We start from the raw sequence: 12,012 nt of genomic DNA on the forward strand, positions 1-12,012 counted from the left end.
GGACGCCACAAGATCCGCACACGACCGACAGCACGGCTCAATCTTGTGGAGCGGTCGCGCCTCCAGCGGAGTGATCGCCACAAGATCCGCCCTCAGGGAGACAGCCCCTACCCCGATCTTGTGACGAGGCGACCCCTCAAGCAGGGCAGCCGCTCCAAGATCCAAGCTCAAGGAGACAGCACTGCCAGATCGTGTGAAACGGTGGCGCGTTGAGCGGGATGGTCGCCACAAGATCCGCACCGGCAGAAGACGAGCGACGCAACGTTGGTGAAGCGAAGACGTACAGAAGGCGCCACAAGATCCACGAACCCAGCGAGCAACCAGCCCGCTCCCCCCGCACAGCGCGCGAGGAGCCGCAGTAGGAGAAATCGCCGAGAACCGCAGAGTGGCACCCGACGGCGGCAGGCCCCCGGCCGGACCACCACAGGGCTGGCCGCATAGTCCAGGCTTGACCGCCCACGGTGAGTGACCCAACCCACCAAGCCGGACAGGACCAAGCACGCAGCCGGCAATCGGCGGGAGCGACGGTCAGTTATCTGCAACCAGGCACGACATAGCCGTGCCGATTCACCCGGTCACCGGGCAGCGCGTCCCGTGCTGGGACAACGCCTGCGCCTCCGGGTCGAGGTAGAAGTTGGGCCGCAGGTCCAACTCGTCGTAGTAGCGGTGGAAGACCGGCGTGATGCCGCCGGACATCGGCGGCACGATCCAGGTCCAGTCGGCCGGCACGCGCCGGCCCGCCTTCTCCTCGTTGCGCAAATGGGTCAGGAAGCGCGCCGACTCGGTGTGGTGGTCGGTGATCTTCATGCCGGCCCGCTCGAACGAGTGGAGGACGGCCCGGTTCAGCTCGATCAGGGCGCGGTCGCGCCACAGCGTCGATTCGCGGCTGGTGTCCAGGCCCATGCGGGCGGCGACGATCGGCACCATGTTGTAGCGGTCGGTGTCCGCGAGGTTGCGCGCGCCGATCTCGGTGCCCATGTACCAGCCGTTGAACGGCGCCAGCGGGTATTGCACGCCGCCGATGGTGAGCCGCATGTTCGCGATCGCGGGCACCGCGTGCCAGCGCAGGCCGAGCTCCGCGAACCAGCCGAACTCGGGGTGGGTGAGCGGCACCTCGAGGATGGCGCGTTCCGGCAGCTCGTAGAGGCGTACGCCCTCGGCCGGGGTTTCGATCACCAGCGGCAGCACGTCGAACGCCTCGCCCTTGCCCTGCCAGCCGAAGCCGCGCATGGCGGCGGTGAACTGTTCGTTGCGCGGGTCGCCGACCGAGCTGCCGTCCTCGGTGCGGTAGCCGGCGTAGCGGATCAGCTGCTCGTTCCAGACCCGCGCGTACGGCTGGCCGGGCAGCGCCGGGGCGAAGATGCTGATCACCGGCCGGATCGCGCCGGGCTTGCCGGCGCCGCCGCCGGCGGTCTGCAGGTGGTGGACCAGCAGCGAGAAGATCTCGTCAGCGGTACGGGCGCGGCGCCGGTCCAGCACCACCAGGCTGCGCCAGTAGAGCCGGCCGATGCAGCGGCCGGCGTTGCGCCAGGCCATCTTCGCGCCGTAGCCGAGCTCCTCGGTGGTGTGCACGTAGCCGCCGGTCGCCGCGATCTGGGCCCGGACGATCGCCAGCCGCGGCTCGACCGGCCCGAGCCGGGGGTTCTCGACGTAGCACTGCCGCAGGAAGTCCTCGGCCTCGCCCGGGTCGACCGGTGCGACCGGGTCCCACCGCTCGGTCGGATGGTCCCGGTACCCAGGCACGATCATCGGGCAGTCCTCCCCACACTTGAGCTGGCGCTACGGGAGGTTCGCACGACCCCGTCCGGGGGCAAACGCACTGCAAGTGCGACAAAGGGGCAGCCACCTCGCGGTGACTGCCCCTTTATGCCGTTTTCGGGCGTTTATTCGCCAGGAGTGGACTTGGCGATCTGCATCAGGAACTCGATGTTCGTCCGGGACTGCTTGAGCCGGTCGAGCAGGAGATCCAGCGCCGCCGAGGACTCCAGCGAGCTCAGCACCTTGCGCAGCTTGTGGACGATCGCCAGCTCCTCCTTGCCGAGCAGGATCTCCTCCTTGCGGGTGCCGGACGGGTGGATGTCGATGGCCGGGAACGTACGCCGGTCCGCGATCTTCCGGTCGAGCTTGAGCTCGGCGTTGCCCGTGCCCTTGAACTCCTCGAAGATGACCGTGTCCATCATCGAGCCGGTCTCCACCAGCGCCGTCGCGAGAATGGTGAGCGAGCCACCGTTCTCGATGTTGCGCGCCGCGCCGAGGAACCGCTTCGGCGGGTACAGCGCGGTCGAGTCGATACCACCGGACATGATGCGGCCGGAGGCCGGCGCGGCCAGGTTGTACGACCGGCCGAGCCGGGTCACCGAGTCGAGCAGCACGACGACGTCGTGACCCAGCTCGACCAGGCGCTTGGCCCGCTCGATGGCCAGCTCGGCGACCGTGGTGTGGTCCTGCGGCGGCCGGTCGAACGTGGCCGCGATGACCTCGCCCTTCACCGAGCGCTGCATGTCGGTGACCTCTTCGGGCCGCTCGTCGACCAGCACGACCATCAGGTGGCACTCGGGGTTGTTGTGGGTGATCGCGTTGGCGATCGCCTGCAGCACCATCGTCTTGCCGGCCTTCGGCGGCGAGACGATCAGGGCGCGCTGGCCCTTGCCGAGCGGCATGACCAGGTCGATGACCCGGGTGGTGAGGATGTGCGCCTCGGTCTCGAGACGCAGCCTCTCCTGCGGGTACAGCGGGGTCAGCTTGTAGAACTCGGGACGCCGGCGGGCCTCCTCGGGCTCCATGCCGTTGATGGTGTCCAGCCGCACCAGCGGGTTGTACTTGTCCCGCCGCTGGTCGCCGGTGCCGCTGTCGCGGGGCGCGGCCCGTACGGCGCCGGTGACGGCGTCGCCGCGGCGCAGCCCGTGCTTCTTGACCTGCGACATGGAGACGTAGACGTCGTTCGGGCCGGAGAGGTACCCCGTGGTGCGGACGAACGCGTAGTTGTCCAGCACGTCGAGGATGCCGGCCACAGGCACCAGGACGTCGTCCTCGTTGACGTGCGGCTCGCGGCCGCTGTCCCGGCCACCCTCGCGGCCACCGTCACGACCGCCGTCGCGGCCACCACCGCCACCGCCTTCGCCGTCACGGTCGCGGCCACGGCGACGGTCGCGGAACCGGCTGCGGCGGCTGCGCCGGCCACCCTCGCCGTTCTCGCCGTCCTCGTCCTCCGGGCCGTCGTTGCGCGGACCGCGGTCGTTGCGGTCGTTGCCCCGGTCGGCGCGGTCGTTGTTGCGGTCGCCGTTCTCGGCCCGCTGCGGGTTGCGCTGACGGTCGCGGTTGCGGGGCTCGCCACGCTCCGGCCGGTCCCCCCGGTCGGTGCGCTCGGCTTCGCCCTGACCCTGGACCTCGGCCGGTTCGCGCCGGCTCTCGCCCTGGTCACGGCCGCCCTGGTCACGGCCGCCCTGGTCGCGACCGTTCTGGTCACGGCCGTTCTGGTCGCGGTTGCCGTCGCGGCCGCCGCCCTGCTCGCGGCCGGCGTCGCGGCCGCCCTGGTCGCGGGAGCTCCGATCGCCGCGGCTGCGCCGGCTCGGCTCGGCCTCGGTCGCGGGCTGCTCGGTCGCCGGGGCCGCGGACTGCGCGGCAGCGGGGGCCGGAACCGCCTCGGACACCGGAGCCGGGGCCTGAGCCGCCGGAACCTGGGCCGTGGCCCGGGCGACCGGAGCCTGGGCCACCGGGGCCTGCGCCACGGGAGCCTCGGCTGCGGGGGCCTGGGCTACGGGCAGGGTCGCGGGCTCGGCCGCCGCGGCGCCGGAGCCGTTCGTGGAACGCGGGCGCGGGGTGCCGGACGCCTTGGCCGGGGCGGCGGGCGCACCGCCGTTCTGGCGCTCCGAGATGGCGGTGATGAGCTCGCCCTTACGCATCCGGGCGGTGCCGGAGATGCCGAGGGAGGCGGCGAGACTCTGCAACTCGGGCAGCAGCATCGCCGACAGCCCCGTGCCGCCACGGCGACGCTTGGTGACAGCAGCGGTGGTGGCGCCGTCGTCAGCGACGTCAGAAACACCCGACGTCACGTCGGTGGTGTCGCTCAATGGATTCCTTCCGTCGAAAAAGCCAAGTCCACCCGGGTCTGCAGCCTGGTGGCCGGGTGCCCTCGGAGCCCGCTTCGCACCTGCGGCGCGGGAGTTTTGCAGCACGGCAGCTCGACGGTTTCCCGACCCGTCGGACAGTGACGGATAGGTCTCGGCGAGTGCAGCGATCTGAGGCTCCGCTGCTCGGCGACGTGCCTTGATGGGAATTGAGACCGGCAGAAACCGTGAGTCTCGGGTGCGCGCCGAACCGCAGAGATCGCTTGCTTCGCGGCTGTGCTAGGTCTTGAGCGTAGTCAACTCTGACGACCTGCGGCAACAGGGCCCCGCTCGGCGTGTTCCACCATACTCCCTCTGACAAGGGCGCCGCCGCCATCCACGCCCAACGAGTGGGCGCGCCATTCGGTTCCGGGGTGAAAATCCGCAGGTACCGGGCTCAGGGCCAGCACGGTCGGGCCGGCCCCGCTGACAACTGCCGCAACCCCGACAGAACGCAGGCCCGCCACCAGCGACGCCGTGCCGGGCATCGCCACGGCCCGGTAACTCTGGTGCAGCCGGTCCGCGGTGGCCTCGAACAGCAGCTCCGGGTCGCTGGTCAGGGCATGCACGAGCAGGGCGGAGCGGCCGGCGTTGAACGCGGCGTCCGCGTGCGGCACGGCACCGGGCAGCGCGGCCCGCGCCGTCGCGGTCAGGCCCCGTTCCTGCGGAACGAAGAGCGTCGGCCGTACGCCGGCAGCGACGTCCAGCCGTACGGCCCGGGAGCCGGCGGCCTCGGTCCAGGCGATGGTGAAGCCGCCGAGCAGGCAGGGGGCGACGTTGTCGGGATGCCCCTCGAGCCGCGCGGCGATCCGCAGCGCCGCGGCGTCGTCCATCGGTTCCCGCATCAGCGCGCGGGCCAGCTGCACGCCCCCGACGATGGCCGCCGACGACGAGCCGAGCCCCCGGGCCTGCGGGATGCGGTTGACGCACTCCACGGCCACCCCGGGCGGCCGGGCCCCGAACTCGTCGAAGGTGGCGAGCATGGCCCGGACGACCAGGTGACTCTCGTCGGTGGGCAGCTCGCCGGCACCCTCACCGGTCACCGAGACGGTCCAGGAGGCGCCGGTGACCCGGGCGCTCAGATCGTCGTAGAGGGTGAGCGCCAGGCCCAGCGAGTCGAAGCCCGGACCGAGGTTGGCGCTGGTGGCCGGCGTACGCACCTGCACCGGCTCGGAGACGAAGGTCAGGCCCATCGCCTCATGCTAGGCGTAGATCATCACCCACGCGTCACCGCGGCGACCGGAGGTTGTCGCACCCGGGGACTAGGGTCGCCGGCATGAGCTTGGGATACCTCTTCTCCGGCGTGGTGGGCCACCTGCCGCTGCTGGCGGTGCTGATCACCGGCCTGATCCTGCTGGCCGGCCGCCGCGAGCGCATCGGGCCGCGCAGGCTGCTCTTCGCCCGGCTGGGATTGAGCGTTCTCATCCTCGGCAGCCTGCTCCAGTTCGCGTGGACGCTGCTGGTCCCGACCCTGTATTCGAGGCTGGACTATTCGGCGTCGCAGTACGGGATGCTGTTCTCCGCGGTCAGCCTGCTCACGGCGGTGATCTTTGCGGCCGGGGTGGGATTGCTGGTCGCCGCGTTGGTCAGCCGGGATTCCGGGGCCGGGGCGGCGTTCGCGGGCCAGCCCTTCGCGGGTCCTCCTGGGCAAGGGCAGTCCTTCTACGGCCAGCCCGGCCATGGGCCGTCCTTCGCCGGCCAGCCTGGCCACGGACAGCCCTACGCCGCGCAGCCCGGCCACGGCCCACCGTTCGCCGGCCAGCCCGGCCACGGACAACCCTTCGCCGCCCAACCCGGGCAGGGTCAAACCTTCTCCGCGCAGCCCGGCCACGGCCCATCCTTTGCCGGTGAGCCGGGCCAGGGACCGCCGTTGGCCGGACCGCCCGGTGCCGAGGGGAGGGATCTCCCCGGGCCGCGCGGCGACGATGGCGTGGCCTCCGGGGCCGGTGACCGGCCGGGCGGGCCGCCGTCCACGGGTTAGCCGCCCGCGACCTGCCCCACCATCACGGCGGACTGCCTCCCCCGCCCGGTCCACCGCCCGAAAGCTGGGCGGCGCCCACCGCCGGCAACACCCTGCCGACGCCGGGCCGATGCAGCCAAGCCAGCGACGGCCGCTGCCGGCCGCACCCCACGGACGCCGGGCCGGCGCAGTCAGTCCCCGGCGCCGGTCACATCCGTCGGCTCCGGGCCGGGGAAGGGGTGGGGCGGCGGACCGGGCCGGTGCGCCCGCGAAGGAAGTGGCACATTCCGGCCATATGGCGTCGGCTCCGGGCCGGGGAAGGGGTGGGCGGCGAACCGCGCCGGCGTGCCCGCGAAGGACTTGGCAGGTTCCGGCCACCGCGGCGACCTACCGATCACCGCAGTCGCCGGCGAACTGCTGCGGTTCGATTGACCGTGGCTGGTCCCTGCACCTCCGGCTGGGGACCCGGGCCGCCGAGCCTGCGACTCGGCTCCATCGTCGAAGGCGGCTCAGCCCTTTCCCTCGAGCCCGGCTCGGCCGTCGCCCGCGGTCGGGACGCCTTCGGCAGCCGGGACAGCGCCGGTCGGCGGGATTCCGTCCGGGTCCGGCCCGTCGGCCAGGGAGAGGTTGCGGGTCGCGATGCGCCAGCCGATCGCGTACACCAGGGTGATCAGGCCGCAGCCGATCAGGATGACGCGTTCGTCGACCTGGTCGACCACCGCCGCGGCGCCGAGCTGGCTCACCGAGATGGCCAGTGTCGCCAGCATCATGTCGGTGGCGAAGACCCTTCCGCGCAACCGGTCCGGCACCTCGCCCTGCAGCGCGTAGTTGGACAGCACCCAGTTCGTGCCGCCCGCGAAGTGGGCCACGAAGACCAGCGCCAGCACCACCGGGAACCACGGCGCGAAGGCCACCCCCAGGTAGCCCAGCCCGTACAGGCCCATCGACAGCGCGAGGCCGGGCAGCAGCCAGGTGCGGTGGTTCAGGACCGGCCGCATGACCAGCGGGCCGACCAGGGCGCCCGCGCCTCGTACCGCGAACAGCAGGCCCGCGCCGAGAGCGCCGACGCCGTAGCGGCCGGCCAGCAGGGGGAACACGGTCAGCACGCCGTTGCCGAGGCCGACCGCGGACTTCACGGTGACCAGCGCGCGCAGCCGGGGGCGGGCCCCGATGTAGCGCAGCGCCTCGATCAGGGCGTGCCAGGCCCGGGGCGGCACGTGGTCCGGCTCGCGTGGGGCCTGCAGGGGGCGGCGGATCAGGGCCGTCAGCACCGCGGCCGCGAGCAGGCTCACCGCGGCGACGGCGAAGCTCACGTACGGGCCGAAGGCGCTGCTGACGATGCCGCCGAGGGAGGCGCCGACGATGGTCATGGTGCCCCAGGCCGAGCCGGCGACGGAGTTGGCCGCGGCCAGGTCCTCGGGGTCGACCACGTTGGGCAGCGCCGCCGAGGCCGCCGGGGAGTAGAAGGCCTTGGCGACCGCAACCGCGCCGATGGCCACCAGCGCGAGCGGCGCGGTCGCCGCCGAGCGGACGGCGAAGAGCAGCAGGACCGCGACGAGCGCGGCCAGGTTCGCGGCGATGAGGATGAGGCGCCGGTCCAGCCGGTCGGCGATCGTGCCCGTGTACGGCAGCAGCAGCGCGTTGATCCCGGTGTCGGCGGCCAGCACCAGCGCGCCCCACACCCCGCTGCCGGTCAGCTCGGGCAGCAGCACCAGCAGCGGCACCATGACGAACCAGTCGGAGCCGAACACCACCAGCTCGGCCCCGAACAGCCGCCGGAAGTCACGGTTACGGGTAAGGACCGAGAAGGGAGTTGCCACGTACCGGAATCTACCGGCCGGGACGGGACGCGGCGCGGCGGCCGACCCCTGGGGGCCGGCCGCCGCGATCCGTTCCTACCGTGCGCCGGGTCAGGCCGGCGGCGGGGTGGCCGGGCGGCGCGGCATCTTCAGGACCTCGAACTGGTCCGTGTAGCCCCGCAACGCCCCGCTCTGCGGCTCGGCGGACGCCCGCGCCGGCTGCCCGGCCGGGGCGCCCTCCGGCGCCTCGTGCGCGCCGCCGCTCGAGTCGGGCGCCGCGTCGTCCGGCCCGACCAGCCCGTCCGGCTCGTCCGCCGCGTGCTTCGGCGTCTCGGCCGTCACCGGCGTGCCGCCGCGCTCCGCCGCCTTGCGCGCCCGGCGCTCCTGGCGCCGGTTGCGGCCCTTCAGCTTGGTGTTCTCCACCATCGTGTAGAGCGTCGGCACCAGCACCAGGGTCAGCAGCGTCGAACTCACCAGGCCGCCGATGACCACGATGGCCAGCGGCTGCGAGATGAAGCCGCCCTTCCCGGTCAGCCCGAGGGCCATCGGCAGCAGCGCGAAGATGGTCGCGATGGCCGTCATCAGGATGGGCCGCAGCCGGTGCCGGCCGCCCTCGACGACCGCCTCCTGCACGCCCATCCCGCCCTGGCGGTAGTGGTTGATCAGGTCCATCAGCACGATCGCGTTGGTGACCACGATGCCGACCAGCATCAGCACACCGATCAGGGCCGGTACGCCCAGCGGGGTGCCCGTCGCGAGCAGCAGCGCGATCGCGCCGGTCGCGGCGAACGGGATGGAGATGAGCAGCAGCAGCGGCTGCAGCAGGCTGCGGAACGTCGCCACCATGATCACGAAGACGATCGCGATCGCCGCCAGCACCGCCATCCCGAGGTCGGCGAACGCGTCCGCCTGGTCCTGGCTGACGCCACCGATCTCGTAGCTGGCCCCCGCCGGCAACTGCAGCGCGTCGAGCTTCTTCTTCAGCTCGGTGGTGGTCTGGCCGACGTTCGAGCCGGTCGCCGTGCCCTTGACCGTGACGCTGCGGTTGCCGTCGATCCGGGTGACCTCCTCCGGGCCGCCGACCTCGGCCACGTCGGCGACCGCGTCGAGCGCGACGGCCTGGCCGTTCGGCGTGGGCAGCGGCAGCTTGCGCAGCGCGTCGGCGTTGGCCGGCGGCGCGCCCAGCGCGACGACGACGTCCTGGCCGACCCCGTCGATGCTGATCTGCCCGGCCGGCGCGGAGCGGAACGCCCCGGCGACGGCCTGGCCGATCGTGGCCTCGGTGAGACCGCGCGCCGCGGCGGCGGCCCGGTCGACCTTGACGTCCAGCCGCGGGACGCTCGCCGCGAGCGTGCTGCTCACGTCGGTGACCTCGGGCGTCGCGGCCATCGCGTCCTGCACCTGCTTGGTCGCGGCGGTCAGCGCCTGCTGGTCGCTGGCCTGCACGACGACGGCCAGCGCGCTGCCGTCGAAGCCGGTGCCGCTGTCGGCGCCGACGGTGACCTCGCCGATGTCGGTCATGCCCTTGAACTGCTCACGCAGCTCGTCGGAGACGACGGCGGCGTCGGCGCCGTCGTTGAGGGCCACGTTGAAGCTGGCGCCGCTGGCCCCGCCGGAGCCGACGAACGGGTTGAAGTCGCCGTTGCCGACGGTCACCTGGTAGTGCTCGACGTCGTCGCGAGCGGCCAGCACGGCCTCGACCTTCTTGGCCGCCGCGTCCGTCGTCGCGAGGTTGGTGCCGACCGGCAGGTCCTGGGTGAGGTTGATCTGGTCCTGGCCGGACTCATCCAGGAAGTTGGTCTCGAGCCGGGTGGCCAGCCCGAGCGTGCCGATCAGGATCACCACGCCGATCGCCACCGTGCTCCAGCGGGTGATCCGGCTGCGGGTCACCCAGCGGATGATCGGCAGGTAGGCCCGCTGCAGCGGGCTGCGCAGCTCCTTCGCCTCGGCGGCCCGGCGGACCTCCTCGGACTCGGAGCCGCCGGCGGCGGGCCGGAGGAACCAGTACGCGAGCACCGGTACGACCGTGAGCGCCACGAACAGCGAGGCGATCAGCGCGACCGTGACGGTGATGGCGAACGGGGCGAAGAGCTGCCCGACGAAGCCGCCGACGAGCGCGATCGGGGCGAACACGGCCACCGTGGTCAGCGTCGAGGCGGTGACCGCGCCGGCCACCTCCTTCACGCCGGACGTGATCGCGTGGACCTTCGTCTCGCCGTACCCCAGATGCCGTTTGATGTTCTCGAGCACGACGATGCTGTCGTCGACCACCCGGCCGACCGCGATGGTGAGCGCGCCCAGGGTGAGCAGGTTGAGCGAGTAGTCGCCGAGCTTGAGCGCGATCAGCGCGATGACCACCGACAGCGGGATGGAGACCGCGGTGACCAGCGTCGAGCGCACCGACAGCAGGAACACCAGGATGACGATCACGGCCATGATCAGGCCGAGCAGGCCCTCAGTGGTCAGGCTCTCGATCGACTTCTCGACGAACGGGGCCTGGTCGGTGATGACGGTCAGGGTGGCGTTCGAGGACCGCTCCAGCTCGGCGATCTTGTCGCGCACCTCGTGCGAGATGTTGACCGGGTTGCCGTCGGGCGACGCGGTGACCGCGATGCCCAGGCTCTCGACGCCGTCCGTGCGGGTGAACGACGTGGCCGCGGCCAGCTGCGGGGTGACCGAGGCGATGGACTCCAGCTTGACCGGGCCCTTGCTGCCGGTCAGGTAGAGGCCCTTCAGCTCGTCGACCGAGGTGATCGGCGAGCCGACCTGCACGCTCAGCGAGCGGGTGCCGTCGGAGACCGCGCCGGCCGGGATGGAGATGCCGTTGGCCTGCAGCACGGTGGTGATCGACCGCGGGTCGACGCCCGCGGCGCCGAGCTTGGCGGGATCGGGGGTGATCACGATCTGCTGGTCGCGGGTGCCGGTGACGGCCACCTCGCGGACGCCCTCGATCGCGTTGAGCTCGGGCACGACGACCTGCTGGAGCCGGTTGGCCAGCGCGGCCTGGTCCTTGCCGCCGTCGGAGGCGGCCAGGATGATCGCCGGGATGTCGTCGGTGCTGCCGGCGAAGATGGTCGGCTCGACGTCGTCGGGCAGCGTCGGCTGGATCCGGTTGACCGAGGTGGTCAGCTGGTTGACCGCGTTGTCGAGGTCGGTGCCGAACTCGAAGAGGACCTGGATGGTGGCCGAGCCCTCACGGGTGGTGGAGGTGATCGTGTCCAGGCCGTCGGCGCCCTTCACGGCGTCCTCGATCGGCTTGGTGACCTGCTGTTCCATGATCTCCGGGCTGGCGCCCGGCAGGACCACGCCGATGAACGCGCCCGGGAACTCGAGCGACGGCAAGAGCTGCTGCTTGAGGGTCGGCACCGTGTAGATGCCGAAACCGGTGATCACCACCGCGATGAGGGCGACGAGCCCCCGGTTGGCGAGACTGAGCCTGGTCAGAAACGACATCTGCTCCCCCGTGAAAGTTCGGCTTAGGCATATAGTTTGCCCGACGCGAACAAATGGTTATCGCCGGGGTCCGCTGATAGCGTCCCGTCACGTAACGGACGCGCTCCGGCCACCGGCGCGCAACACTGGAGGTGCGGTGGCCGGGAACGAACGACTCATCGCTGACATCATGGCCGCCCAGCAGCGGCTCCAGCACCTGTTCGCCTATGACCGCTCGGACCCGCTCTTCGCGTCGCAGCTGACCATGCCGCAGCTCAAGATCCTGCTGCTGCTGTACCGGCTGGGTGACACGTCCGGGCGCGAGCTGGCCGGGCTGATGGGCGTCAGCCTGGCCACGATGAGCGGCATGGTCGACCGCCTGGTGGCGCACGACCTGGTCACCCGGGCCGAGGACCGGCACGACCGGCGGGTCCGCCGGATCGCGCTGAGCCGCACCGGCAAGGAGATGATCGGCAACATCATCACGGCCGGGACGGAGAAGCAGGCCCGGCTGCTGGGCCGGCTGACCGACGCGGAGCTGCGCACGGTCGCGGAGGCGATGCGGGCGCTGGTCCGGGTCGCGGGCGAGGACGCCGAGCTGAGCGGGGACGAACCGTGCGCCGCGGCGGCCCGGGCGCAGGACGCAGCCCCCGGGGCGGCCCCGGTAGAGGACCCGGCCTCGGCCTGATCACCACCGCCCGGCGGGGCCGGCCTC

At 72.1% G+C, this 12,012-nt stretch carries 7 protein-coding genes; 2 read left to right on the forward strand and 5 right to left on the reverse strand.

The features are described 5' to 3' along the window. Positions 1 to 567 precede the first annotated feature (567 nt). The 3 genes from Ani05nite_RS34560 to thrB all read right to left on the reverse strand — a co-directional run bounded on the left by Ani05nite_RS34560 (position 568) and on the right by thrB (position 5,299). A complete protein-coding gene (locus Ani05nite_RS34560; RefSeq protein ID WP_203775425.1) occupies positions 568 to 1,749 on the reverse strand; it encodes a nitric oxide synthase oxygenase in 1,182 nt (393 codons plus the stop codon). 134 nt (positions 1,750 to 1,883) lie between these two features. Beyond that, a complete protein-coding gene (rho, locus tag Ani05nite_RS34565; RefSeq protein WP_203775427.1) occupies positions 1,884 to 4,070 on the reverse strand; it encodes a transcription termination factor Rho in 2,187 nt (728 codons plus the stop codon). 293 nt (positions 4,071 to 4,363) lie between these two features. Then, on the reverse strand, positions 4,364 to 5,299 hold the full coding sequence (thrB, locus tag Ani05nite_RS34570; RefSeq protein WP_203775429.1) for a homoserine kinase: 936 nt from the start codon (positions 5,297 to 5,299) through the stop codon (positions 4,364 to 4,366). A gap of 83 nt (positions 5,300 to 5,382) precedes the next feature. Here thrB and Ani05nite_RS34575 point away from each other — a divergent pair, with 83 nt between their 5' ends. After that, on the forward strand, positions 5,383 to 6,087 hold the full coding sequence (locus Ani05nite_RS34575) for an energy-coupling factor transporter transmembrane component T family protein (RefSeq protein WP_203775430.1): 705 nt from the start codon (positions 5,383 to 5,385) through the stop codon (positions 6,085 to 6,087). 488 nt (positions 6,088 to 6,575) lie between these two features. On the opposite strand, the gene Ani05nite_RS34580 is transcribed toward Ani05nite_RS34575, so the two are convergent. Both Ani05nite_RS34580 and Ani05nite_RS34585 read right to left on the reverse strand, forming a co-directional pair. Beyond that, a complete protein-coding gene (locus tag Ani05nite_RS34580; protein WP_203775432.1) occupies positions 6,576 to 7,886 on the reverse strand; it encodes an MFS transporter in 1,311 nt (436 codons plus the stop codon). Positions 7,887 to 7,976: 90 nt separating this feature from the next. Further along, positions 7,977 to 11,318 carry an efflux RND transporter permease subunit gene (locus Ani05nite_RS34585; RefSeq protein ID WP_203775434.1) on the reverse strand — a complete coding sequence of 1,114 codons (3,342 nt, stop codon included), beginning with the start codon at positions 11,316 to 11,318 and terminating at the stop codon, positions 7,977 to 7,979. A 136-nt stretch (positions 11,319 to 11,454) separates the two neighbouring features. Between Ani05nite_RS34585 and Ani05nite_RS34590 the strand changes: the two genes are divergently transcribed. After that, the gene (locus Ani05nite_RS34590) at positions 11,455 to 11,985 is read left to right on the forward strand and encodes a MarR family winged helix-turn-helix transcriptional regulator (protein WP_239130941.1); all 531 of its coding nucleotides are present in this window, start codon (positions 11,455 to 11,457) and stop codon (positions 11,983 to 11,985) included. Positions 11,986 to 12,012 lie beyond the last annotated feature (27 nt).

It is taken from the genome of Actinoplanes nipponensis (genome assembly GCF_016862275.1).
GTDB lineage: Bacteria > Actinomycetota > Actinomycetes > Mycobacteriales > Micromonosporaceae > Actinoplanes > Actinoplanes nipponensis.